The sequence below is a fragment of the Vibrio sp. 1-Bac 57 genome (genome assembly GCF_037546855.1).
Lineage (GTDB): Bacteria > Pseudomonadota > Gammaproteobacteria > Enterobacterales > Psychromonadaceae > Psychromonas.
In genome coordinates, this window is record NZ_JALAAC010000037.1 from 1 (window position 1) to 24,352 (window position 24,352).

Annotated in this window: 24 protein-coding genes; 10 read left to right on the forward strand and 14 right to left on the reverse strand. The window is 38.9% G+C overall.

Translation table 11 applies throughout. The features are described from left to right. Positions 1–23: 23 nt before the first annotated feature. The 5 genes from MT391_RS17520 to MT391_RS17540 all read right to left on the reverse strand — a co-directional run bounded on the left by MT391_RS17520 (position 24) and on the right by MT391_RS17540 (position 4,320). Positions 24–617 (reverse strand): MepB family protein, encoded by a 594-nt coding sequence (locus MT391_RS17520; RefSeq protein ID WP_499499237.1) that lies wholly within the window; start codon positions 615–617, stop codon positions 24–26. A gap of 146 nt (positions 618–763) precedes the next feature. Further along, a complete protein-coding gene (locus MT391_RS17525) occupies positions 764–1,171 on the reverse strand; it encodes a GNAT family N-acetyltransferase (protein WP_499499238.1) in 408 nt (135 codons plus the stop codon). Between the two features lie 134 nt (positions 1,172–1,305). Continuing rightward, positions 1,306–1,902 (reverse strand): DJ-1/PfpI family protein, encoded by a 597-nt coding sequence (locus MT391_RS17530; protein ID WP_499499240.1) that lies wholly within the window; start codon positions 1,900–1,902, stop codon positions 1,306–1,308. Between the two features lie 214 nt (positions 1,903–2,116). Beyond that, a complete protein-coding gene (locus tag MT391_RS17535; protein ID WP_499499242.1) occupies positions 2,117–2,944 on the reverse strand; it encodes a TIR domain-containing protein in 828 nt (275 codons plus the stop codon). A gap of 461 nt (positions 2,945–3,405) precedes the next feature. Beyond that, a complete protein-coding gene (locus MT391_RS17540) occupies positions 3,406–4,320 on the reverse strand; it encodes a LysR family transcriptional regulator (RefSeq protein WP_299662571.1) in 915 nt (304 codons plus the stop codon). 131 nt (positions 4,321–4,451) lie between these two features. Here MT391_RS17540 and MT391_RS17545 point away from each other — a divergent pair, with 131 nt between their 5' ends. From MT391_RS17545 to MT391_RS17560, 4 genes are all read left to right on the forward strand, one after another. Beyond that, positions 4,452–4,922: a nucleoside deaminase gene (locus tag MT391_RS17545; protein WP_299662574.1), complete on the forward strand. Its 471-nt coding sequence runs from the start codon at positions 4,452–4,454 to the stop codon at positions 4,920–4,922. Between the two features lie 91 nt (positions 4,923–5,013). After that, positions 5,014–5,997 (forward strand): ABC transporter substrate-binding protein, encoded by a 984-nt coding sequence (locus MT391_RS17550; RefSeq protein WP_499499244.1) that lies wholly within the window; start codon positions 5,014–5,016, stop codon positions 5,995–5,997. A 4-nt stretch (positions 5,998–6,001) separates the two neighbouring features. Continuing rightward, on the forward strand, positions 6,002–6,790 hold the full coding sequence (locus MT391_RS17555; RefSeq protein WP_299662581.1) for an ABC transporter ATP-binding protein: 789 nt from the start codon (positions 6,002–6,004) through the stop codon (positions 6,788–6,790). Beyond that, the gene (locus MT391_RS17560; RefSeq protein WP_499499246.1) at positions 6,768–7,565 is read left to right on the forward strand and encodes an ABC transporter permease; all 798 of its coding nucleotides are present in this window, start codon (positions 6,768–6,770) and stop codon (positions 7,563–7,565) included. The genes MT391_RS17555 and MT391_RS17560 overlap by 23 nt, the downstream gene beginning before the upstream one ends. A 519-nt stretch (positions 7,566–8,084) precedes the next feature. On the opposite strand, the gene MT391_RS17565 is transcribed toward MT391_RS17560, so the two are convergent. Genes MT391_RS17565 through MT391_RS17575 form a run of 3 tightly spaced genes read right to left on the reverse strand, consistent with a single transcriptional unit; the run spans position 8,085 to position 12,005 of the window. Further along, a complete protein-coding gene (locus MT391_RS17565; RefSeq protein WP_499499248.1) occupies positions 8,085–8,930 on the reverse strand; it encodes a dimethyl sulfoxide reductase anchor subunit family protein in 846 nt (281 codons plus the stop codon). A 1-nt stretch (position 8,931) separates the two neighbouring features. Next, on the reverse strand, positions 8,932–9,552 hold the full coding sequence (locus tag MT391_RS17570; RefSeq protein ID WP_299662607.1) for a DMSO/selenate family reductase complex B subunit: 621 nt from the start codon (positions 9,550–9,552) through the stop codon (positions 8,932–8,934). An 11-nt stretch (positions 9,553–9,563) separates the two neighbouring features. Then, complete coding sequence (locus MT391_RS17575; protein WP_499499250.1) at positions 9,564–12,005, reverse strand: DmsA/YnfE/YnfF family dimethyl sulfoxide reductase; 2,442 nt, start codon at positions 12,003–12,005, stop codon at positions 9,564–9,566. Between the two features lie 202 nt (positions 12,006–12,207). Between MT391_RS17575 and MT391_RS17580 the strand changes: the two genes are divergently transcribed. The 3 genes from MT391_RS17580 to MT391_RS17590 all read left to right on the forward strand — a co-directional run bounded on the left by MT391_RS17580 (position 12,208) and on the right by MT391_RS17590 (position 15,538). Next, complete coding sequence (locus tag MT391_RS17580) at positions 12,208–12,777, forward strand: TorD/DmsD family molecular chaperone (protein ID WP_499499252.1); 570 nt, start codon at positions 12,208–12,210, stop codon at positions 12,775–12,777. Next, a complete protein-coding gene (gene napF / locus MT391_RS17585) occupies positions 12,770–13,282 on the forward strand; it encodes a ferredoxin-type protein NapF (protein WP_499499254.1) in 513 nt (170 codons plus the stop codon). Before MT391_RS17580 ends, napF begins: the two co-directional genes overlap by 8 nt. Before the next feature lie 318 nt (positions 13,283–13,600). After that, positions 13,601–15,538 (forward strand): FAD-dependent monooxygenase, encoded by a 1,938-nt coding sequence (locus MT391_RS17590; RefSeq protein WP_499499256.1) that lies wholly within the window; start codon positions 13,601–13,603, stop codon positions 15,536–15,538. Positions 15,539–15,545: 7 nt separating this feature from the next. Here the strand turns inward: MT391_RS17590 and MT391_RS17595 are convergent, their stop codons facing one another. The 6 genes from MT391_RS17595 to hpaE all read right to left on the reverse strand — a co-directional run bounded on the left by MT391_RS17595 (position 15,546) and on the right by hpaE (position 21,123). Then, entirely contained in the window at positions 15,546–16,319 is a 774-nt protein-coding gene (locus MT391_RS17595; protein WP_299662621.1) for a helix-turn-helix transcriptional regulator, read from the reverse strand. Positions 16,320–16,695: 376 nt separating this feature from the next. After that, on the reverse strand, positions 16,696–17,493 hold the full coding sequence (locus MT391_RS17600) for an aldolase/citrate lyase family protein (protein ID WP_299662623.1): 798 nt from the start codon (positions 17,491–17,493) through the stop codon (positions 16,696–16,698). Between the two features lie 12 nt (positions 17,494–17,505). Beyond that, positions 17,506–18,309: a 2-oxo-hept-4-ene-1,7-dioate hydratase gene (gene hpaH / locus MT391_RS17605; protein WP_299662626.1), complete on the reverse strand. Its 804-nt coding sequence runs from the start codon at positions 18,307–18,309 to the stop codon at positions 17,506–17,508. Between the two features lie 26 nt (positions 18,310–18,335). Next, positions 18,336–18,719 (reverse strand): 5-carboxymethyl-2-hydroxymuconate Delta-isomerase, encoded by a 384-nt coding sequence (locus MT391_RS17610; RefSeq protein ID WP_499499258.1) that lies wholly within the window; start codon positions 18,717–18,719, stop codon positions 18,336–18,338. Positions 18,720–18,731: 12 nt separating this feature from the next. Continuing rightward, complete coding sequence (gene hpaD, locus MT391_RS17615; protein WP_299662633.1) at positions 18,732–19,583, reverse strand: 3,4-dihydroxyphenylacetate 2,3-dioxygenase; 852 nt, start codon at positions 19,581–19,583, stop codon at positions 18,732–18,734. 25 nt (positions 19,584–19,608) lie between these two features. Beyond that, on the reverse strand, positions 19,609–21,123 hold the full coding sequence (gene hpaE / locus MT391_RS17620; RefSeq protein ID WP_499499260.1) for a 5-carboxymethyl-2-hydroxymuconate semialdehyde dehydrogenase: 1,515 nt from the start codon (positions 21,121–21,123) through the stop codon (positions 19,609–19,611). 224 nt (positions 21,124–21,347) lie between these two features. Here hpaE and MT391_RS17625 point away from each other — a divergent pair, with 224 nt between their 5' ends. Genes MT391_RS17625 through MT391_RS17635 form a run of 3 tightly spaced genes read left to right on the forward strand, consistent with a single transcriptional unit; the run spans position 21,348 to position 24,111 of the window. Next, the gene (locus MT391_RS17625) at positions 21,348–22,208 is read left to right on the forward strand and encodes a fumarylacetoacetate hydrolase family protein (protein WP_499499262.1); all 861 of its coding nucleotides are present in this window, start codon (positions 21,348–21,350) and stop codon (positions 22,206–22,208) included. A 2-nt stretch (positions 22,209–22,210) separates the two neighbouring features. Beyond that, entirely contained in the window at positions 22,211–22,654 is a 444-nt protein-coding gene (gene hpaR / locus MT391_RS17630) for a homoprotocatechuate degradation operon regulator HpaR (protein WP_299662642.1), read from the forward strand. After that, complete coding sequence (locus MT391_RS17635) at positions 22,654–24,111, forward strand: NAD-dependent succinate-semialdehyde dehydrogenase (protein WP_499499264.1); 1,458 nt, start codon at positions 22,654–22,656, stop codon at positions 24,109–24,111. Before hpaR ends, MT391_RS17635 begins: the two co-directional genes overlap by 1 nt. Positions 24,112–24,352: the final 241 nt, after the last annotated feature.

The window sequence follows — 24,352 nt, forward strand, 5'->3', positions numbered from 1 at the left end:
TTGTTAGGTGTGAGTGACGTACTTTATATTTGAAGCAGCTTTTTCAATTCACAGGGGTTTATTAAACCATTTTCATCAATATCTAGAAAAAATGGAATTTGCCAGCGTTCGGTTTTCTTGCCTGACTCAGAAAACACCTTAGTACCATCATCCCCTCTATCTTCGCTCCACGGCGGAAATACTCTGAAGCCAGTTTTTCCTTTATTTTTTACTGAAGCTAAAATCCCTTTTTCAATTAAAAGAGAAACAGGAAAGATAAACATTCCATATTTGGATCTATGCTCAATCCCTTCCGAAATATTCGAATGGCTCTCTACATGTATAAATAAATAATCAAGATCATCAGATGTTAATGGTATAGGTTTAGGTTTATTACTTGTTAAATTCTCTAAAGGAGGACGTTGCCAAACAGCCAAAAAAGCACCTGGTCTATCTGAGGTAATTTTGCCTTTGCGATAAATAATACGTCGATCATTAAGATGAAAGTTTAACGCTTCATATTTAGCGCTTTCAGGGATGGTATCTAGCTCGACCTTTTGAGTGATTTGATAACCTACTGGCACAAACTCTTTAATTAATAAAAACGTTAACTCGTCGAGATAATTTTTGTTTCTCAAAAAAACACCTTTAAAAATTTAATCTTATTAAGCTGTTAAAATGAAGTGAGATCAAACATCTCACACAGTATTAAGTGGTGAGTTACAGTTGACTAAAATGTGTAGCAAAGAGAACGACACCTGTTATTTTGCGTTGAAGCAGTTTTTCAGGCATTCATACAACGCATTAATTTAATGCCACCGACATCAGTCGAAAAATCAAAACTCGAATAGAACGATTCCATTTCAGGTAAGCAATATAACTCGAAATGCTTTACCTTTTTTAACTTTTCATGGTTTTTAATAAGACTCATCATTTTATGCCCTACCCCATTGCCACGACAACTATTACTTACAATCACATCAAAGATAATTGCCTTGTAAATAAAGTCGCTAATGATACGAGTAAAGCCAATTAAGTTACTGTCATCGTCGAGTATTCCAATACAAATTTGAGAGCCTTTTACACAATCGATTGTATCTTCTAACGAGCGCTCTTTAGCCCACCAGACTTCTTTATATAATTGATGAACTTGCTTTATATGCTCATCTGAAAATTCGTAGATAATCGTCATATCTTATAGATTCCTAATGCACTATTACGATGCAAAAAATACGATGCAAAAAATTGTTTGCCAAAATTTGTGAATGAAGAAAACAGAAAGCTATATTTTGTCCTGTTCAATGGTTTATAGGCCGGCCAAGCCACTTAAATGTATGGAGATACAACTGACAAACAATGCCTTACAGTTGCATCTTTTTCACCAACTGGTGCGACATAGTGAATTGCATTTTCAGCAGAGCTTTTATTGGCTAATTTACTAATAATCCATGTTGCCAGATATTTAGAAGCTAGACAGCCACCGGCGGTAGCTATATTTTCTTTTGCGAAAAATGATTGATTTAAGACATCAACGCCAGAATCAATTACCCAAGGTTTTGTCGTTAAATCAGTGCACGCGGGAACATCGTTAAGTAACCCTAATACTGATAACAAAAGTGTTCCTGAGCATTGCCCACATATTAATTGTTTATCAGGATTTAAAAATAAGCGATTTAAAATACTAGAATCTTGTGAAATTTTACGAGTTTGTATGCCGCTACCAAATAAAACAGCATCGGCAGTATTAGCGAATTCAAGAGGTTGTTGTGCAAGGACAGTAACACCATTCATCGAGGTTACAGACTCTGATGGGCATGTGATTTGTACATTCCATCCAAACTCCTTCATACGGTTCATGATGCTTGCGGCAATAAACGAATCCAGCTCATTGAAGCCTTCAAAAGTTAAAATTGCAATATTCATTGGTAACTCCATTTGCCTAACGAGGCTGTAGAACTTCTCATTTTCAGCCCGAATTTTAATTATAAAAACACAGTATTTTATATTTACTTGAGATTAGCGAGACTGAGCCATAAAAACTACCTCTTAGCATGTATTAGCTGCATAACTAAAGATAAAAGAGTCATTACGAGTCCTCAAAGTTTATGTGTCGACTACTTTTTAGTACTGAGCCACGTTAATATTTTGGGGCTTTTTGTGGTACAGGCTTTTGGGCAAATAGTTTTTCAATTTTTTGTTCGTTCTTCAAGCAAATATCAACACCGTAATCAGTTAACCTATAGCTGAAGTATTCGTTACCATTAAAATCATTAGTATTCTCTTTTTCAATTAAGCCAACTCTTTGGAGTTTTACTATTGCAAGGTTTAATGTTGCTGGAGAAATTTTCCTTTGTATTTTATTTGGTAAATCCCAACAAGCACATCCTTCTACGTCATTATTGTAGCTTTCTAATAAAGAGCTAAGAATGATTAAGTCTGTTTCAGAAACTTCACTTAACACATTATTTACGTCAAGTTTTTGAACCTTGGCTGTAATTATTTCTTTAAAAACACCTTTGTTATTCATTTCTCTTTTTATCTGTGTAGAAGCATAAGTTAATGAGGATGTTAAGTTGTCATCGGAGCGATTAGGATCATAGTCTGTGGGAGTAATGCCAAGTAAATCACTTGGAAAATGTAACTCAATACCACGAGGCTTTATAATAAAACATCTATCTTTGCCAATAGATCCTATAAATAAACCAAGCTCAAAAAGAACATTGTCGCGGACAACATACCGCTCTTTTGCTCGCATAATTGCTAAGTCGTCAGGCGAAAATATAAATACAGAAAAATCTACTGATTTTGATTTTTGAATTAGATCATCTAAAGTGTTGCTTGATAAGTTAAATGTCCCACTTCGCCATATCGTAACTTCAGCATCAAATTCTAAGTTTTCTGCTATTGCATCAGCAATAGGTAAACTCTCAACTGAAGACCCTATAAATATTCTCGGTTTGCTCATCTGCTACAATTCTCCATGTACAGCTAACGAGGCTGTAGAATTTCTCATTCTCAGTCCGAATTTTAATTATAAAAACACAGTATTTTATATTTACTTTAGATTCAAATAGATTATTGAGTTTTCAATAAATGATTGATTAAATTGAGTTGTAAAGACGTTTATGAGGGTAATTAGACTGTATTATTGAAGCTAAAGGGCTGAGCCCTTGGCTTAATGTAAACTATTCCTTAACTTCTCAACAACATGAACAAGGCAAACCATTTGCCACTGCGCATTCACTTTCTCTTGGTCACGCAGCGTGAATTTATTCATGCATTTATTCACCGTAATGCAGTGATTCGGCTTCAAGTTTTTCATTTAGCATCATTGAGCAATGAGATTTTCTCTCAAGCACTATCACCACTAATTACAGACAAGTAAAAACGTATCAAAAGATTTTATTTATAATAATTTAATAATAATTACTGTGCTGCTGGGTGTTGATAGAGCTGAATGACTTCGTGAATACTATCTATCACTATCTGTGTTTGCTCATTGATTGTCACTGTCGATGGTAAGCAAACACATAACTCTTCTTCTAATCGTTTGTCAGTCAGAGGCGTGAAGACTAATTCTCCATCTTGCACCTGTTTTTCAATGTCGTACCACGTCATAAAACTAACACCAACGCCATTGATCACTAAATTTGCGAGTAAATGAAAAGAGTTACTTGTCGCTGCAATATCGAAACTGCTTTTTTGTCTTAAAATTTCTGAATATAAACGAGTATGAACCGATAAGTTTACATCTGGAAAGCAGAGCGGCCACTTTAAGCAATCATGGAGTTCTATCGACTGCTTGTGTTCACCTAATAATCCTGGGAGGTGAACCAAACCAATTTTACTCATATATTGACCAGCAAAATGAATCTTTTCATTTCTCGCGACATTAAACGCAATAATGAAATCCAATTCGTTATTTAACAGTAAGTCGGTCAGCGTTTGAGTATCGCCAGTTTTAAAATGGATACGAACATGACCTAACTCAGAGGATATTTTCTTATAGAGCCTAGGTAAAAAAGTATGGCTTAAGCACCCGACAGCGCCAATACGTAGCTGCAGTAGATGCTGTTTTTGCCCTTCCTCTAGACTTCTACGAAAACGGTTCTCTTCTGCAACCCATTTCTGAGCTTGTTTGTAGAGTGCCTGCCCTTGCTCCGTGAGTTCAATACCTTTAGGAAGCCGAAGTAGTAGTTTGCAACCGAAGTCTTCCTCGAGGATTTTTATTTGTCGACTGAGCGCTGATGCCGCAATATGCAATTTTTCCGCTGCTTTGCGCACAGACTTTTCATGCGCAATGACCACAAATGATCTAATTTCTTTGGTTAAAGCTGGCATAGATTCGCCTAATAAAAAATACCGTTCTAAATTTTAGCACACAGAGCGCTAAACGTTCTAGTTTCTAAAGCAGAATTACTCTCTTATAGTACAAACAGATTTAATGAATCAATCCACAAAAGAGAATATTTATGAACAATGATATTATTAATTTACAACTGGCTATCAAATTAGCTAAAGAAAGTGTAAATAGCGGTAACCACCCTTTTGGTGCACTTTTGGTTGGTCCAAAAGGAGAAACCCTCCTAACTTCAGGTAATACTTTCCAAGAAGATAAAGGTGTTGGCCATGCAGAAGCAAATGTAGCTCGAGCGGCTTCACGTCAATATACGCCAGAGTTTCTTGAGGAATGTACTTTAATCACTTCTGTAGAACCTTGCTGCATGTGTGCAGGCACTATTTATTGGGCGGGTATCGGCCATGTGGTTTTTGGTTTAACTGAAAAAAGATTAGCAGTAATGACTGGCGATAACCCAGAAAATTTAACCCTTGATCTTGCCTGTCGCGATGTATTTGATGCGGGACAACGAAAAGTGAAAGTACGTGGTCCGTACCCTGAATTAGAAGATGAAATTGCAGCTGATCATATTGGCTTTTGGTAATCAACACCGAGTAACTTAAAGGTATACGCTACCGTCGTCACGGTAGCAATCAATGTTTCTGATTTTGTTAATATTAATAAGGATATGATTTATGAACAAATTATTTAAATACACTGTCATCGCAAGTATGATCACAAGCTCTGTAGCGATGGCATCAGATAAAGTGACTTTTCAACTGGACTGGTTACCAGGTGCAGATAGCGTTCCTGTTTATGTTGGCATTAAAGAAGGCTTTTTTGAAGCAGAAGATCTAGAGGTTTCCATTTCAAGTGGTCGAGGTTCAACGGACGCAATCACTAAACTTGCCACTGGTAGCTCGGATGTTGGTAATGCAGATATTGGTGCTCTAATGGCTGCAAGAGCACAAGAGAATGTGCCAGTTGTAGCTGTACTTCCCTATTTTACTCAAGCTCCTCATACATTTTTCACTTTAAAAAGTTCAGGTATATCTAGTATCAAAGACTTGAAGGGGAAAAAAGTCGCGACTTCACCATTTTCTTCGTCTAATGGATTCTTACCCCTAGTATTAAAAGAATATGATTTAACAGAAGACGATATCAAATTAGTAAAAACTGATCCGGGCACATTAGGCCCAATGATGATTACTGGTAGAACAGATGCAGTGATCGGTTGGGCTACCAATTCAGAACTGTTTAAAAGTCAGGCTGCCAGTGCCGGTAAAGAAATTATGAGTATGCCTTGGTCAAACGAAGGTTTATCACTTTACAGTTATTCTCTACTCGCATCTGAAGACTTCTTAAAAGAGCGTCCTGACGTTGCAGAACGTTTTGTGAAAGCATTCAAAAAATCTATCGAATTCGCTTACGCTAATCCAGGAAAAGCAGGAACCGCAATAAACTCAATTGTTCCTGAGGTTGATGCTGAAGCTATTAGCGCTCAGATAAAAAGTGTCACCAACTTAGTTTACAACGACATTACTGAGCAAGATGGATTTGGTGTGTTTTCACCACAAAGAATTACACAAACGTGGAAATACGTTGCTTTAGCAAATGGTCTCGAGAACGATACATTAGATCCAATAAAAGTAGTTAATTTCGAATATTTACCGGAGTAACATAATGAAATCAAAGAACTCGAAAGCTTATGTGAGCATGAAGTCGGTAGGGCATCGTTATGACCCATCACCAGATGCTCCAATGGCGGTACAAAACATTGATTTAGATATCCATCGTCATGAATTTGTTGCGGTTGTAGGACCATCGGGTTGTGGTAAATCGACTTTACTTCGTATGGTTTCAGGGTTGCTTATTCCCTCTCACGGAGCAGTTTCTGTTTTTAACCTTCCCGTGACAGAGCCCCGTGATGATGTAGGGATCGTATTTCAAAAAGCGAACCTTCTGCCTTGGTTAACAGTAAAGCAAAATATTTTGTTTCCTTTAAAGCATAAATATGGAAACTATTCGAAAAAAGATGAACAGCGAGCAGACGAGTTGCTTAAGATGGTTGGCCTTGAACAATTTGCAAACAAAATGCCCGATCAACTTTCTGGTGGAATGCAGCAACGCTTGGGAATAGCTCGTGCACTATTACTCAACCCAGATATCTTATTAATGGATGAACCTTTTTCAGCATTAGATGCATTAACACGAGAGCAAATGGGCTTTGAGCTTTTGAAAATATGGGAAGCTGCACCAAAAACAGTTCTGTTTATTACGCATTCAATTAGTGAAGCAGTGCTGTTATCAGATCGTATTTTGGTGATGAGTGAACGTCCAGGGACTGTGTTGGATTTAATCGAGGTAGATATTCCTAGGCCAAGAACCAGTGACACAATTAACGAACCTCGCTTTACACAATTAACGAACCTAATTAGAGGCCATATTTATGAACCCCAAGCACAAGCCTAAATCTTGGTTAAATCAGCAATGCTATCGTTTCGCATCTGTTATTTTCTTTATCTGTTTTATCGCAATTTGGGAGGTGATTTGTCGATTAGCTGAAGTACCAAACTATATATTACCTTCTCCTTCTTCGATTGTTTCAGCATTTTTTAACGTAGAGTTTTCTCGTTGGATGACGCACCTTGGTGCAACATTAAGAGTTGCGTTGATAGGGTTTGCTCTGTCTATTTTGATCGCGATCCCTTTAGCTATTTGTATGGTTCGCTCTGAACTCTTGAGTAGAACCTTATACCCTGTCTTGGTTGTTATTCAATCAACGCCAGTGGTAGCCGTTGCGCCGTTGATCATTGTTATCTTGGGAACAGATGATCCTTCTCGAATTCTAATCACGTGTTTAATTACCTTCTTTCCTATTGTGGTCTCTGCAACAACAGGCATGTCGGAAACACCGGAAGAAATGATAGAATTAAGCAAGTCATTACGTGCACCACAATATCGAGAAACTTGGCAAATACGCATTCCCTATGCGATTCCACATATTTTTACTGGTTTACGAGTGTCCATTACGTTAGCAATTATAGGGGCTGTTGTCGCAGAATTTGTTGCAGCTGAAGAAGGACTTGGTTACTTTATTCAATTCTCAACGTCTTTCTTTAAAATACCGCAAGCTTTCGCAGGATTATTTTTCTTAGCAGGTATTAGCTTATTATTATTTAAGTCTATTCACTGGATTCAAGCGTGGTTATTCCCTTGGAGCCTACCTAAGAAAAATAAATATTAAGACCAATATATTCAGCTCAACGCATAAGATAAAAGAGTCATAAGCTATTCAGGCTATAAGCGATGAATTTATTAGATGAGGTTGTAAGTGATGATAATAAATCTGTTGAGCTGTTTTGGTCATTTTCATCAAATTTTATACGCCAATGAAAATCAAAGTTGAATCTGCCAAATATAAAAAAATACGCTCACTGAAGAACAGGAGTAATTGGCAAGAGTTATAGGGGAAGCCTTTCATTTTATGATCTAATATTTGCTATTCGTTATTTGTTATTTGTTATTTGTTATTTGTTATTCAGTAACAGAGTACTGCCCTAAATCGTACATGCTCTTTCCAAGTTTTAACATTAATCTGAACAACCGAGTACGGAACGATTAACGATAACTTTGTGGCTAATTGCTTAGCCACATTACAACTACATCAGTATAACTACACCGGCACAGCTATAACTCCAACTGCACCAAGCTTTAATTTTTCTGTTTTATCGTACAACTTTTATTTATCGTAGAGCTCACTTAGTTATAAACCAGATGTCATATGTAAACTGTAAAATAAACCGCGGCCAACCAACTCTGATGCTAATACCAGAACCAATGCAACGGATAAAGTGATAGAGCTTACAGAAGATTTATTGACAAGAGGGACAATCCAAAACAATAAACCAAGCATTAACAACGCCACTTGTATCAATAGGTAAGAACCAAGTCCATCCACCAGTTCAGATGCTTTAACTACTGAGGACTGTATATCACCAATTAGGTTTGCTTTGCCGATGGTTGCTAACAGACTAAGCGCAATAGCGACAATCGCTAATATAGCAATGTTGCGATCTATACTGAAGCGACTGTCCTTCGCTGAAACAAACACAAACTGAGACAGCAGTAACCCTGCGACAACTATAGTCATGACAAAACTGATAGGTGTATAAATGTTAAACCAAGTGGGTACCGTATCAATCATGTAAACCTTGACCATGGAATACATGAAGATAGTGCCTAACACCATCGCAACCACCATCAATGCTTTTTGCAGGTTGGCCCCCCCTTTTTTAAGTACAGATAACAACCATTGCAAACCACCTACAGCAAAGAATGCCGCACCAAAAAACACTTCGTTAGATAGCCATGCTGTGCCAAGTTGATTGAATGCGTTGAACGCACGTAGAGGTGAGCCTAAGTGGGTAGTAGAGAATATAAAACCAATACCCATAATTGCCCAAAGAACAAACATGGGTACTTTATAACTGTTTATCTTCTCTACCGAATGCCCCATTGCCAATGCTCGGCTACTGACTAGTAAATATCCCCCTACTGCGGTTTGTGCCAACACAGTAAAGAAGATCAAAGACCACTCATGAAAAATCATCTTATACCTCCTTTGGATTTGCTAAGAAACCAGTGGTATCACCCGTTGGTTTTGCATTTTTGTTCAGCTTAATAACAATGTTTGGCAGTGTTAGGCTGGATGATGGCAGTGGTGCCACGTCAGCATTGGTACCGTATTTTTCTCGCAAAATATGGATTTCACCAAACTCTAACGCACGCAGTGGACAAGACTCGACACACATAGGTTGTTTTCCTTCGGCAACACGTTCATAGCAGCCATCACATTTGGTCATATGACCGGCCTCTTTGTTGAACTGAGGTGCACCGTAAGGACACGCATTACTGCAATGTTGACAACCAATACAAATATCTTCGTCAACCACTACAAAACCATCTTCATCGCGTTTATGCATCGCACCAGATGGGCATACTTTGACACATGCAGGATCTGAACAGTGGTTACATGCAATTGAAAGATAATAAGAGAACACATCTTTCTGTAGCCAGGTATCACCATCTTGAACAAAACTACCACCTTCATACTCGTACACGCGTCGGTAGTTTTGTTTAATGTCTAAGTCCCGATAATCTTTACAAGCAAGTTGGCAAGTTTTACAACCTGTGCATTTACTTGAATCAATATAAAATCCGTATTGTTTCATTTAAACCTACCTTACGCTTTTTGTACTGCTTTGATTTGAACAAGGTTCGAGTGCTGAGGGTTACCCTTAGCAAGCGGGCTTGGGCGTTGAGTTGTCAACACGTTAATCGAACCGGCATGGTCAACTTTTTGGCCGTCGGGTGCATACCAAGCCCCCTCACCTAGTGCTACTACTCTAGGTAAAATACGAGGCGTTACCTTAGCTGCAATACGCACTTCACCGCGGTCGTTATAGATACTCACCATATCACCGTGTTCAATACCACGCTCTTTAGCGTCAATAGGATTGATCCATACCTCTTGACGAGCAGCCGCTTTAAGCTCAGCTACGTTTCCGTAGGTTGAATGACAACGTGCTTTAAAGTGGAAGCCGGTTAACTGCAATGGATACATCGAGGTCAATGGATCTTTATGTCCCTCAAAGGAGTCAACATAAATAGGCAAAGGATGAATCACTTCATCTTCTTTAAGCTTCCAGGTTTTGGCAATTTCAGCTAATTGTTCAGAGTAAATCTCAATTTTGCCACTTTGTGTATTTAATGGGTTTGCATCAGGGTCTTTGCGGAACGCTTCATAGGCGATGTAATGATGATCGTATTTACGTTTGTAGATGCCAATCTCTTTCATCTTTTCAAAGGTTGGCAGTGATGGATCTTGCTTACGTGTTTCAGCATACAAATGCTCTATCCATTGCTCTTGAGTACGTCCTTCTGTAAACGCTTGTTCTACGCCCATGCGTTTTGCAAGTTGAGAACACATCTCATAAATACTCTTCGCTTCAAATTGAGGCTCAATCGCTTTTTGTGCATAGATAAAATAAGGCATGTTGGCGGCTTTACCATCCATACACCAGTCGTCTTGCTCTGAAGTGGTTAAGTCAGGAAGAATGATGTCAGCGTACTTAGCCGACGAGGTCATATGATTGTCGATAACCACAATCATTTCACAGGCCTTGTCATCTTGTAAGATCTCACGAGTTCGATTGATATCAGAATGTTGGTTGATCAAACAGTTACCTGCATAATTCCAGATCATTTTAATTGGATTTTGTAGGCGCTCGGCCCCGCGTACACCATCGGTTTTATCTGTCATTTCGTGATGACGGTGAATCGCATCGGTCCATAAGAACATTGAGATCGAAGTCTGGATCGGATTGTCTACTTGTGGAAAGCGAACGAACGGAATATTGATATCACTTTCACGAGCACCAGTTGAGCCACCAGAAACGCCCACGGACCCCGTCAGCATCGACAGCATCGCAATAGCGCGGCAAGCTAACTCTCCATTTGCAGAGCGTTGTAATCCCCACCCTTGGTGAATTGCACATGGTCTATTAGTGCCCATTTCACGGCCAAGTTTTATAATCGTATCAACTGGAATACCAGTGATTTTAGATGCCCAGTTAGGTGTTTTTTCAATACCATCGTCACCTTGACCTAAAATATATGATTTGTAATCAGCATTTTTAGGCGCTGAAGCCGGCAAGGTTTTCTGATCATAACCAACACAATATTTATCTAGAAAGGCTTGGTCGACTAAGTCTTCTGTGATCATCACGTGGGCAAGGCCCGCTACTAATGCTGCATCGGTAGAAGGACGGATTGGGATCCACTGATCTTCACGGCCACCAGCAGTATCAGTGTATCGAGGGTCAATAATGATCGTTTTAGCATTTGAGCGATTTTTGCTTTCAACATAGTGATGGATCAGACCACCACCCGACATGCGAGTTTCGGCTGGATTATTACCAAATTGAATATTAAGTTTAGTGTTTTCAAGATCCGAGAAAGAGTTGTTATATGCCCAACCACCATAGGTGTAGTTCAAGCCTGCTGAGATTTGTGCAGTAGAGTAATCACCATAATGGTTAAGATAACCACCACATAAATTCATTAAACGCGCAATTAAAGTTGCTTTGGGCGGCCAAGATTTAGTAACAGTGCCCCCTAATGTACCCGTACCATAGTTGAGGTATATTGAATCATTTCCATAATCTTTAATCAGGCGTTGCATGGTACCGGCAACTTCATCGTACGCCTCTTCCCATGTAATACGCTTAAACTTACCTTCACCTCGATTGCCAACACGTTTCATTGGGTATTTTAAACGATCAGGATTGTAAACACGGCGACGCATTGAACGACCTCGAAGGCATGCGCGAATTTGATGGTCGCCATACTCATCGTTACCGATATTGTCTGTTTCTACGTATTTTATTTCACCATTTTGCACATGCATTCTAAGTGGGCAGCGAGATCCGCAGTTCACCGTACAGGCACTCCATACCACTTTTTCGTCAACTTGGTCAGAGACAGCAGCTGCAACAGGATTAGATCTAAAAGGTAGACTTATTCCGCTCGCTAATGCGGCAGTACTAACTACCGCAGAAGAGGCTTTAATAAAGCCCCGCCGAGTAATATTCAATACACCAGATTCTTCAATTATATTCGTCATAAAGATATGCCTTTTATATTGCTAGTGATAAGAAATATATAATTATCAAAACAAAAAGACACACTTTTAATATGGTTTAATTGATAAAAATCAATACTCCCTCTTAAATAATTATAACCGTGAATAATTGTGTAGTGACTCATAGAAACAAGCAGTTAAGTAAGTAAACTAGCTTAAAATATCAAAAATAAAGGTAATGGGAATGATTGTCGATACGGCCAAATTATTGGGTACATTATTTTATCAACACTGTTCAAAAACAGAGTTAATAACATTAGTTTCAGCTTTAGTTGATGAGGAAGTATTAGAAAAACAAACATTAGAAGCCGCCATTGCAATTGATAAAACGCAATTGCACAACGACTTTTCGATACTATTCGAGGGACTTGGTGATATGCCAGTACCGCCATGGGGCTCAGTATATTTAGATAAAGAACGGGTGCTATTTGGAGAATCGACGTTAACGTACCGACAATTTTTACAGCTAAATGCGATGTCTCTGAATACGGGAGTGCGTGAGCCGGAAGATCAATTTGGTTTAATGTTATTGGCTTTTGCCTATTTGATTGAACAAGATAAGCAGCAAGCTGCAATCGAGTTAATGGAAGTACATTTACTGCCATGGGGGCTAGCATATCTCCAACAGTTAAATAAAAAATCACCGAATTTATTCTATAAACACATGGCAAATGATACGCAAGCTTGGCTTCAACTATTAATTGCAGAAAAAAATATGAATGTTCTTCCTAAAAAAGTACACATTTATGACTGAATCAATCGATAATAACCGTCGAAATTTTCTGTTACGTTTGTATCAACCGATTCAGGCTTGCAATAGTGCGCCAGAGATAACACCGCATAGTCAACCTCGCCCACCTTACGCGGTTAATGAAGTATTGTTTCTTCGCCTTTGTGATAACTGTGGGGAATGCCAAGAAGCATGCCCCAATAGCGTAATAGAAATGAGCGATGGTGTCGCCAAACTCAATCTCGATTACAATGAATGTAGCTTATGCGATGAATGCCTTAAGGCTTGCCCAACAGGAGCGCTGCATGCATCGATGCCACTCAAGATAAACCTTCATCCTGTTTTTGCCAACACCTGTAATAACTATCTGCAAATGGAGTGTCAACACTGCCAAATGGCTTGCCCACAGGCTGCGATCTCAATTGAAGATGGTGAATTACCAGTACTCAACGAAGATTTGTGTAATGGTTGTGGGCTATGTCGTAGCAGTTGTTATATGGGAGCGATCTCAATGCAGTTAAGCTCATAATGAGCCCTGCTCGACGGCAAATCACCTTGCTCAAACTACCTCATCGAATAACAAATACATCTCAATCCTTATTAGTGGAGATCTAGTTAACACTTTAGCTTGCTTGAAGGTCGTTAAGGGTAGGCACTGAGACTAATTTTGATTACAGTGAAATCATTTAGTTATTTAATTTCAAAGTGTTAGATAGGTTATTAATTCTTCTTTTTATATGTCCCCTTTTTTAGATGACAATCTGAATGGACCAATTCATATAGAGTTACTTACTATAAAAAAACACTATTTACAGCACAGACTATTGATGAGTTAGGAGATTATTTTATGCAATACCACTTGAATGGTTTTAAACCTGGTAACTATCAAATTCCAGATTCGATTAGAAAGCCGGCCCCTACTCCACCTATTGTCGACCTACCAAAAGAGGTCGATGTATTGATTGTAGGTTGTGGACCTGCAGGCCTAACAATGGCAAGACAGCTGTCTGAATTTAATGATATTACAACCTGTATTGCTGATTTAGAAGATGGACCACTACAGTTTGGACGTGCCGATGGAATATCATGCCGTACTATTGAGATTATGGAAGGCTTTAATAGCAGTGAAATGATTGTTAAAGAAGCATATCGATTAAATCAGAATACATTTTGGGAGCCAGACAGTCAGCACCCAGACAAAATTAAACGCACACATAAAGTAGCCGATGCGCGCATTGGTTTGTCTGAATTTGCACATGGTATTGTCAACCAAGCACGTCTGCATGAATTGTTATTAGAGGGCATGAAAAACTCTGTGACTGGTTTGGTTCCTCATTATAGTCGACGACTCATTGAGTTAACGGTTGATCAAGACTTAACTCAAGATTTAGATGCGCATCCTATTACAGCAAAATTTGAATTAAATGATGGTTCTGACTCTCCAAAAATAGAAATCGTGAAAGCTAAATATATTGTCGGAACCGATGGTGCTCGGAGTTCAGTTCGCCGTGGCCTATCAATTAACTTAAAGGGAGATTCTGCGAATAAAGCTTGGGGTGTAATGGATCTATTATTAGTGACTGACTTTCCTGATATTCGTGTTAAAAGCTTTATTCAATCAAAAGAATTTGGCGCGGTAATGACTATCCCCCGTGAAGGTGGGTATTTAGTCAGGTTTTATATTGAGCTTGGGTTATTAGGTAAAGATCAACGCGCCGCAGATCTCAACCTTAAAGCAGAAGATGTGATTGCTAAAGCACAGCAAATTATGCACCCGTATAAACTCGATGTTAAAGAAGTCGCTTGGTGGTCTATTTATGAAGTGGGCCAACGTATTGCTGAAAAGTTTGATGATACTCCTCTAGATAACCCTGATGGTCGTATTCCACGCGCATTTGTTGCGGGCGATGCATGTCATACTCACAGCCCTAAAGGCGGTTGGGGATTAAATACGTCTTTACCGGATACCTTTAATCTCGGTTGGAAAGTCGCGTCCGTTTTACAGGGTAAGTGTAAGCCTGAATTATTACAAACCTATGCCATTGAACGTCGTAAAGTGGCGTTGCAGTTGATAGAAGCAGATAGACAATTATCAAAATTGGTTGCAACACAACCAACGTCGAATAAAAGTGCTCCAGAAGCCAAAACTAATACCGCAGATATTGAAAAATTTATGGCCAGACAAAATGGCTTTGTTTCCGGTACCTCAATTGAATACAACCCTTCATACATTTGCATGGGAGCAGAAAATCAACAATTAGCAACCGCCTTAAAAATTGGTCAACGTTTTCATTCTGCTGAAGCTATTCGTGTTGCAGATGGTAGAAGAGAACATTTAGGTCATTTAAATAAAGCCGATGGCAGATGGAGAATCTTTATTTTTGGTAATAAACAAAATCCAGGTGACAGCTCCTCTGCGGCGTATCAATTGGTAGAATTTTTAGCGACGGCAGACTCATCACCTGTCAAAAGATATACACCAGCGGATGCAGACATTGACTCAATATTAGATGTCTACGCAGTGTTCCAGCAACCAGACTTGTCAATTGAGAATATGCATGACTTCCTATGGCCCGCTAAAGGTATCTATGGGTTAAGAGATTATGAGAAAGTCTTCCATGCAGAGCCAGGTAATGATGTTTTTGAACTACGTGGTATAAACCGTGAGCAAGGTTGTATGGTTGTTGTTCGACCTGATCAACACATTGGCAATATATTAGCGTTAGATGAACATGAGAAACTAGCTGAGTTCTTCGATACGTTTATGATCCCAGCAAATCAATAGATCACTTTTAACTCTCTAATACCATGCTTCTGTGGCACAAGTTGAACAAGGAGGTTCGACTTGTTATCCCGAGCTTGATAAAAGCGCGTTTTTTATAGGTGATCGCGCTACTGGTTGCAATACCTACGTCAGCTCCCACTGCTTCCATTTTTTTACCACACAAAATACCTTGGCAAACTTGGCGTTCTCTTTCTGAAAGAAACGATAAAGGTCCATCATTACTAATTTGTTTAGTTAAACGAAAATGCTGGCTAATAATGGCAGCCAATAAGTTTGCTTCACTAGGATCATTAAAAAGGCGTTGCTCCATAAAAGATTGACGGCCTTTGCGACGATAAAGGTTAATATAATATTTACCCACTTTATCAGCCGTTAAGATACTCACCTTATCAGCGAGGTCACTTTGTTTAAAAAAATGCTCCTGGTAACTATCTACCATACCAATTTTGAAATCTTGAAAATGCGATATGGTTGTTTCACCAATAGGTAAAGCATTTAATAGCGGGTAATTTGGATCGTAATTGTAAGCGCCTTCGACGTAAGCATTCGATAAATTACGAGCAAGTAAATCGTCGTGAAAATCACGCGAAAGCAAACACTCGATAGTAGAACGCTCTCCCAAGAAAAAGACCGAACATTGGTCCGCACCAAAATAATGTTTAATCATTTCAAAAAACGGTAGATAGAATGCTTCTGTACCCGCGTGTTGAATACAACGCGTTGTATAGTCGAGTAAATTCGTCGTTGATTCACTCATTTGATCACTTTGAATTTTTTCCAAAATATGTACCTTCTATAAAGTTTGCCAATGAAATATTAGGGTTACTCGCACTATATTTAAAAATCGATGCCAAGAGGTTACAAGTAGGTATCGTCAACAGCTGCACTACTACAAACTATTATTTAATGACTAAAAATGACAATTTAGCTACTGCAAACGATTGCAAAATAATACGATAAACAATGAGCAGAAAGTGATAGTCATATAGGAATATTAACCATCACTTATTATATGCTTAGGTGGGTTTTAGTCGTTAAACTTAGCGACTAAAATAAATGCGATGATGAAATGAATATCATGTTCAAATGTTTGATTAATCGCTAGTAGCTAATGTTTAACAACTAGCGATTAATTTTTAGCAATTAATATTTAGCGACTAATAGCTAGCTGTAATTTCTTTTCCATCTTCATCACAATATTGACTAGCGAGATTACGCAAAGACGTTGCTAATAAACTTGCATCAACACCCACACCAACAAAACTAGCCCCTATTGCGGCATAGCCTTCAGCCAATGTTTTATCAACGGCTAATACTCCTGCTGCTTTGCCTGCTTTTAAGATTGTTTTAATCCCTTTTTCAACGGCAGCAACAACTTCTGGATGTCCTGGATTACCAACATAACCCATAGAAGCTGATAAATCAGAAGGGCCAATAAACACCCCATGAACGCCCTCGATATTAACGATCTCTTCTAAATTATCGATAGCTTGCTTGGTTTCCGCTTGCACAATAAGACAAATTTCATCATTGGCTTTTTGTAAGTAGCCTTCAATACCATTCCAATGCGCAGCACGTGCCATCGATGTACCCAAACCTCTAATACCTTGTGGTGGATATAAAGAGTCTTTCACTAACTGCTTCGCTTGCTCTGCGGTATTAACCATAGGTATCAATAAAGTCTGTGCACCAATATCAAGTAACTGTTTAATACCTGCCGTTGTGCCTTCCGGTGGCCTTACTATTGCGGGCACGTCGTAGGGTGCAATGGCTTGTAAGTGACTTTGGATACCGCGCAAATCATAGGGTGCATGTTCCGCATCGATTAACAACCAATCAAAACCAGCACCGGCACCTATCTCTGCACAAATGGTGTCCGGTAATCCCATCCACAACCCAAACTGGGTTTTGTTGGACTTTAATGCTTGTTTAAATTTATTTTTTGGTAATTTCATTAACAGCCCTTCTTAAACAAAATGACAAGAGATAGTGCCTAATGGACCGTAATCAGCATTGACTGTATCACCGGCTTTCACTGCCACTGGCGCAGTAAAAGAGCCTGATAAAATAATCTGTCCTGGTTCAAGTGAAATACCGTGTGGCGCAAAACGTTTAGCAACCCAGCAAATACCATTCGCAGGATGATTAAGTACCGCTGCCGCAAGGCCTGTTTCTTCAACTACGCCATTAATATTTAAGATACCACCACACCAACGTAAATCCATGTCTAATGGTTTAATTGGGCGGCCACCTATAATGATCGCAGCATTACCCGCATTGTCAGCAACGGTATCCATTACTTTTCGAGTGTAACCTGTTTCAGGGTCCTTACGATGAGTTCGAGCATCAATCAATTCTAACGTAGGTACCACATAGTCGGTCGCATTTAATACGTCAAAAATGGTGATGTTTTCACCTTCTAAACGATCTTTTAACACAAAGGCAAGCTCAACTTCGATTCTAGGATCACAGAATTTAGACACATCAATTTGATCACCATCGTTATAAACCATGCTATCAAGTAACACACCAAAATCGGGTTCATTAATGTTTAATGCTTTTTGCATAGCACGTGAAGTGTATCCAATTTTGTAACCGACCACTTTTTGGCCTTGTTCTATTTTTTTATTAACCCAACTTTTTTGAATTGCATAACCATCTTCTAAGGTCATATCAGGGTATTTAATTGATAATGGTTTACCTTGTGTAGTACTCGCTTCTGCTTGTAAATGGTCAATTGCAGCTTGTTCAATGATTTGTTGACTGAGCATAAAAAAACTCTCCCCATTAATTTTTATTATTTCGCAAGATAGTCACGAAGGTTATTTTTATTAAATTTATGTTCCGGTAGCTCAGTAAGCTCAAATGAAATAGCCAGCCCCTGATTATCATAAATACTCGCTAGATGATCGGTTAACACCGAAAATAAAAGTTTAGCTGAACTTGCTTTCTGCTCTTCGGTTCGCCCTGAACCAATACGAACATTTAGATGAACAAATCCAAAACTTTTGGTGCCATCGGCAATTCTGAATTGTTCGCATTTATGAGCACGGCAACGGATCCCAGCTAAGGGAAAAATCCCTGTAGAAACAGCTATTTCAATTAAATCTGAGAACAAGGTATCTACATTCAGTTGCTTATCTTCTAAATTGCCAGAGTGTTCTAATATAAAATGTGGCATCGCAAACCTCTCTTATTCAACGGGGAAAATGGCGTTAATTTGGCCGGTGCCAGAACTACCAAAGTAAGGTGTCACAACTTCGACCTTGCCCTTGTACTGATCCCAACCTAACGCACCCAATAGCATCGCGGTATCATGCATAAAACCTTCTCCATGACACTTAAGTGCATACTCAGGTAACATTTCAGTGAAGGTTGCCCACTCACCTTGCTCCCACATCTCAACAACACGATGATCGATATTTTCTAACAGTGGTGACCATGTTTTGTGTAGATAGTGTTCTGATACGCCATTTTGAGCAAAACGATGCGATAATGAACCTGAAGCAAAAATAGCAACGGTTCCATCATATTCTTCTTCAATGGCTTTTCTTAATGCGGCACCCAGCTTTGCACTATCGTTTAAATCATGAACTTGGCACATGGCAGAGATCGACACGACTTTAAAATGTTTGTCTTCGTTCATATAACGCATGGGTACTAACGTGCCATATTCCATACCTAATGTTGTATCGGAATGTGCTCTTACGGCTACGCCCTCTTTGTTAGCAACATCGGCGATTATGTCGCCTAATTCAACATTGCCATCATAGCTGTAGGGCATATTTTTAATAAAATGTGGCAGCTCATTACTGGTATAAACACCCTCGAACTTTGGCGCGTTATTAATGTGATAACCAGAATTAACCAACCAGTGCGTATCAAATACTACAATCGTATCCACACCTAGTTCTCTGCAACGGCGTGAAATTTCTTTATGCCCGTTGATTGCCGCTTCACGACAACCTTTATGTTCACCTTCCATCTCTGATAAATACATCGATGGGACGTGTGTTATTTTGGCAGCAAATGCAAGTTTACCCATATTAAATTTCCTTAATATTTAAGATTTAAAGCGCACCTAAAACGGGTACTTTATGTGTGCCATGTGCAATACACACGTTTTTAGTTTCCATATAGAAGTCGAAACTCCAATCACCACCATCGCGACCAATACCCGATGATTTAATGCCACCAAATGGAGAAGGTAAGTTACGATTATTTTCAGAGTTAACCCATAACATACCTGACTCAACTTGTTTTGCCATGCGCATTGCTCGGCCTGTGTTCTCTGTCCAAATATAACCGGATAAACCGTAGTCTGAGTCATTTGCAATATTGATTGCTTGCTCTTCTGTTTCAAAACCAATAGTGGTTAATACTGGACCAAATATCTCTTCACGCGCGACACGCATTGTATTATCGGCATCGGTAAATAAAGTAGGTGAAACATAGTTGCCAGTGCCTAAATCAACACGATGGATGCCACCTACTTTAGTGGTTACGCCGTCTTGTTGTGCAATACCCATATAACGCATCACTTTATCAAAGTGTTCTTTATGTACTAATGGCCCTACTTCCGTATTTGGGTCAAGTGGATGACCGACTTTCAAGTTAGCAACGCGTTTCTCTAGTGCAGAAAGGAATTTTTCTTTAATGCCATTTTGAATTAATAAACGGCTTGAAGAAGTACAACGTTGACCATTAAGGCTATAAATCATGAAGACAACTGCATCTAATGCACGCTCAAAATTAGCATCATCAAATACAATAACAGGATTTTTTCCGCCTAACTCAAAATGCACACGTTTTAAGGTATCAGCACCTTGACGCATAATATGGCGACCAGTTGCAGAATCTCCGACTAAAGCCACTGCTTTTATTGCAGGGTGTTCAGTCATACGTTTACCTACCGTAGTACCTAAGCCATTTACTGTATTCCACACGCCATCGGGGATACCAGCTTCTTTGGCTATTTCAGCCATCAACATAGCACTGAGTGGCGTTTTTTCTGCAGGTTTATGCACGATAGTACAACCAGAAGCTAAGGCCGGTGCTATTTTCCATGTCGCCAACATAAATGGCGTATTCCAAGGCGTGATGATGCCAACTGGACCAATCGGTGTGCGTATAGTGAAGTTGGTATGTTCATCTTGATGAAGCGATAAACCATTTTGTGCTTCAGCCGCTTTATCAGCGAAGAATCTAAAATTAGCCGCGCCACGAATTGCAGCCTGTTTCATAAATCGAATCGGTTGACCACAATCCATTGATTCTACTAAAGCGATTTCATCCGCTCGTTCAACTATTTTATCTGCAAAATGATGTAGAAGTTTTTTACGCTCTGCGCCAGGCATATCACGCCAAGCAGGAAATGCTTTTTTAGCCGCTTCGCAGGCTTTATCCATATCTGCTTCAGTGCCCTCTGAAACTTCACCAATAGACGTATTATCTACCGGAGTGAAATTAGTAAATGTACTCTGGTTGCTATAAAACTTACCATCAACAAAATGCCCTAAAGGTACATTTTTAAATCGTGATAAATAGTTTTCAGCTCTACTTAAGTTATTTTCAAATTCAGACATGAGTCACTCCAATTTATAAATTAATTAAAATATGTTCAGATAAAAGTCTTTGTATAAAATATTAGTTAACAGGTTAAGTATATTTATTTTAAAGGTCAACCCTAGTTATTATCTTATGAATAAAAACGGGATTTGATACACATAATGAATGAAAAGTACAAAAAACTGCGGGCAATTAGTTAACGTGTTATGCTTTAATTGATTTTTTTAATGAGGGATCCAAAATGAAATTTCTAACATTTGTTCGTGAAGGTAAAGAGTCTTGGGGAGTAATAACTGATCAAGGCGTTATTGATTTAGGTAACTTAGTAGGCGGGAGTTTATTGCAAGTTCTACAAGATGATAAACTTGAAGCAATGAAAAAGCTGGCTAAAGCACTGGACGTTGATTATCAAGCAGATGAAGTTGAGTTTTTACCACCAATCAGTAATCCTGGAAAAATTGCCTGTGTTGGTGTTAACTACGCAAACCGAAATGCTGAATACAAAGATGGTTCTGCTGATCCAGAATATCCAAGTTTATTTTTACGCACACCTGACTCATTTACAGGCCATGACCAGCCCCTTATTAGACCACCTGAATCACACAAGCTCGATTATGAAGGTGAAATAGTGATTATCATCGGTAAAGAAGGTCGTCGTATTTCAGAAGAAGATGCTTACGACCATATTGCCGGTTTAACTATCATGAATGAAGGCACACTTCGTGACTGGGTTCGCCATGCTAAATTTAATGTTACTCAAGGTAAAAACTTTATTCACTCAGGCGCGATTGGCCCATGGATGGTCAGTGCCGATGAATTTACAGCAGAGCAGTTTGAAAACTTGCGCGTCACAACACGAGTGAATGGTGATGTTAGACAGGATGATACAACTGCGAGTATGATGTTTCCTTTTAAATATATCATTAGCTACTTTTCAAAGTTCTTCCACTTAAAGCCTGGTGACGTTATTGCAACGGGTACACCAAATGGTGCTGGTGCGCGTTTTGAACCGCCTCGTTACCTAGCACCGGGCGACGTGGTCGAGATCGAAGTAGAAGGTATTGGTACCTTAGTTAATGGTGTTAAGGACGAAGATTTATAATTATGACTAAAAGACTCCGTAGTTTCGAACGTTCACTGCCAATGACGCTATTGCAGACAAGAGAAGCAGTGATGAAAAAATTCATTCCATCACTAAAAGAACATGGCTTAACACCACAGCAGTGGCGTGTGATCCGAGCTTTGGAGCATGAAAATGGCCTTGACATAAGCACTATTGCAGAACGTTGTTATTTGCTTATGCCAAGCCTATCAAGAATTATTACGTTTCTAGTAAAAGAAAAGCTGGTTGAACGTCAAGCTTCCGAGCATGACCAACGTAGATCAAAAATATTACTAACTGATTTGGGCCGTGAACTGTTTGCTAAAATCGCACCAAAATCCATTGAACGATACGTTGCCATTGAAGAAAAATTCGGCGTCAGAAAATTAGAGCTTTTATATGAATTGCTAGATGATTTGATCCAAACTTTAGAAGAGAGTGATTAATGAATAGTTTAATCGATTCAACCTTATTAAAATCGGGTAGTTACCTTAACGGCAAATGGATAACTAAAGCAGAAACACAGGCTGATGTCCTTAACCCTGCAACAGGTCAAGTTATTACTACACTTGCACTGTCCAATGAACAAGATGCAAAAACAGTCATTGATGATGCAAATACTGCATTTCAAACGTGGAAAACAACATCAGTACAAACACGTTTTGAATTATTAAAAAAATGGTTTGACCTGATCATCGCAAATAAACAAGATCTTGCTGCGATCATGACGATGGAGCAAGGTAAAACGCTTGCGGAATCACTTGGTGAAATCGATTATGGTGCTTCTTATGTTGAATGGTTTGCAGAAGAAGCTAAACGTATTTATGGCGATGTGATCAATTTACCAGGCCAAGACAAACAAGCCTTAGTCATTCGTCAACCTGTCGGTGTTGTTGCTGCTATCACACCGTGGAACTTTCCTAATGCAATGATCACTCGTAAAGCTGCGCCAGCTTTAGCTGCAGGTTGTACGATCATTATTAAACCCGCACTAGAAACTCCTTTATCTGCATTAGCATTAGCTGAATTAGCAGAGCGTGCAGGTATTCCTGCGGGGGTAATCAACGTCATTGTTGGTAAATCACGTGACCTAGGTAAAGTATTAACTGATAGCTCGATTGTTCGTAAGCTTACGTTCACAGGCTCAACACCTGTTGGTAAAGTGCTAATGAAGCAATGTGCAGATACCGTTAAAAGAACTTCAATGGAATTAGGCGGTAATGCACCACTCATTATTTTTGATGATGCCAATATGGATAAAGCGATAGAAGCAACCCTTGCTTCAAAATACAGAAACTCAGGCCAAACCTGTATTTGTGCAAATAGAATATTGGTTCAAGACGGTATTTATGATCTGTTTGTCGCTAAACTTAAAGCAAGAGTTGAACAATTTAAATTAGGCAATGGATTTGATCAAGGCACCACACACGGTCCATTAGTATCAGAAAAAGCAGCTAATGATGTTAATAATTTGGTTCAGCAAGCAATTAAACAAGGTGCAAAAGTAGAAATTGGCGGCAACATATCAGATTTAGGAAGCTGCTTTTTCGAGCCGACTATTTTGACCAATCTTGATGCTAAAATGGAAATTTTTAGAGAAGAGATCTTTGGACCTGTTGCACCGATCTTCAAATTCCATAGTGAGCAAGAGGCTGTTGATTTAGCCAATGATACTGAATTTGGTCTTGCTTCCTATGTATTTACCGACAACATTAGCCGTGCTTGGCGAATAGCTACCAACATAGAATATGGCATGGTAGGTATCAATGAAGTCGCGATCAGCTCTGCTATGGTTCCTTTTGGTGGCATCAAAGAATCAGGTAATGGCCGAGAAGGCTCTAAATACGGTTTAGATGATTACACAGAAATGAAATACATCTGTTTAGGCGGTCTAGGTAGTTAATAGGTTTTAATAATTTTAAAGCCTTTGTTAACACTAATAAAGAGTAACATTATGATTCATAACGTTACTCTTTATTATTTATAATCTCACTTTTAGCTTTACTATTCATCGCAATATTATTTGTAACAATATTGTCCATCACAGTACAAACTTTCCCTAAATGTTATCTCCCTTCTATAATTCATCAAAAGTAACCTAGTCATTACAGCTGTTTATTTACTCCCTCAAATCAACCTCATTT

Bases quoted from the DNA above. Each gene is read 5' to 3' on its own strand.
- MT391_RS17525 (WP_499499238.1), bottom strand. From the start codon at position 1,171: ATGACGATTATCTACGAATTTTCAGATGAGCATATAAAGCAAGTTCAT.
- MT391_RS17530 (WP_499499240.1), bottom strand. From the start codon at position 1,902: ATGAATATTGCAATTTTAACTTTTGAAGGCTTCAATGAGCTGGATTCG.
- MT391_RS17535 (WP_499499242.1), bottom strand. From the start codon at position 2,944: ATGAGCAAACCGAGAATATTTATAGGGTCTTCAGTTGAGAGTTTACCT.
- MT391_RS17540 (WP_299662571.1), bottom strand. From the start codon at position 4,320: ATGCCAGCTTTAACCAAAGAAATTAGATCATTTGTGGTCATTGCGCAT.
- MT391_RS17545 (WP_299662574.1), top strand. From the start codon at position 4,452: ATGAACAATGATATTATTAATTTACAACTGGCTATCAAATTAGCTAAA.
- MT391_RS17550 (WP_499499244.1), top strand. From the start codon at position 5,014: ATGAACAAATTATTTAAATACACTGTCATCGCAAGTATGATCACAAGC.
- MT391_RS17555 (WP_299662581.1), top strand. From the start codon at position 6,002: ATGAAATCAAAGAACTCGAAAGCTTATGTGAGCATGAAGTCGGTAGGG.
- MT391_RS17560 (WP_499499246.1), top strand. From the start codon at position 6,768: ATGAACCCCAAGCACAAGCCTAAATCTTGGTTAAATCAGCAATGCTAT.
- MT391_RS17565 (WP_499499248.1), bottom strand. From the start codon at position 8,930: ATGATTTTTCATGAGTGGTCTTTGATCTTCTTTACTGTGTTGGCACAA.
- MT391_RS17570 (WP_299662607.1), bottom strand. From the start codon at position 9,552: ATGAAACAATACGGATTTTATATTGATTCAAGTAAATGCACAGGTTGT.
- MT391_RS17575 (WP_499499250.1), bottom strand. From the start codon at position 12,005: ATGACGAATATAATTGAAGAATCTGGTGTATTGAATATTACTCGGCGG.
- MT391_RS17580 (WP_499499252.1), top strand. From the start codon at position 12,208: ATGATTGTCGATACGGCCAAATTATTGGGTACATTATTTTATCAACAC.
- napF (WP_499499254.1), top strand. From the start codon at position 12,770: ATGACTGAATCAATCGATAATAACCGTCGAAATTTTCTGTTACGTTTG.
- MT391_RS17590 (WP_499499256.1), top strand. From the start codon at position 13,601: ATGCAATACCACTTGAATGGTTTTAAACCTGGTAACTATCAAATTCCA.
- MT391_RS17600 (WP_299662623.1), bottom strand. From the start codon at position 17,493: ATGAAATTACCAAAAAATAAATTTAAACAAGCATTAAAGTCCAACAAA.
- hpaH (WP_299662626.1), bottom strand. From the start codon at position 18,309: ATGCTCAGTCAACAAATCATTGAACAAGCTGCAATTGACCATTTACAA.
- MT391_RS17610 (WP_499499258.1), bottom strand. From the start codon at position 18,719: ATGCCACATTTTATATTAGAACACTCTGGCAATTTAGAAGATAAGCAA.
- hpaD (WP_299662633.1), bottom strand. From the start codon at position 19,583: ATGGGTAAACTTGCATTTGCTGCCAAAATAACACACGTCCCATCGATG.
- hpaE (WP_499499260.1), bottom strand. From the start codon at position 21,123: ATGTCTGAATTTGAAAATAACTTAAGTAGAGCTGAAAACTATTTATCA.
- MT391_RS17625 (WP_499499262.1), top strand. From the start codon at position 21,348: ATGAAATTTCTAACATTTGTTCGTGAAGGTAAAGAGTCTTGGGGAGTA.
- hpaR (WP_299662642.1), top strand. From the start codon at position 22,211: ATGACTAAAAGACTCCGTAGTTTCGAACGTTCACTGCCAATGACGCTA.
- MT391_RS17635 (WP_499499264.1), top strand. From the start codon at position 22,654: ATGAATAGTTTAATCGATTCAACCTTATTAAAATCGGGTAGTTACCTT.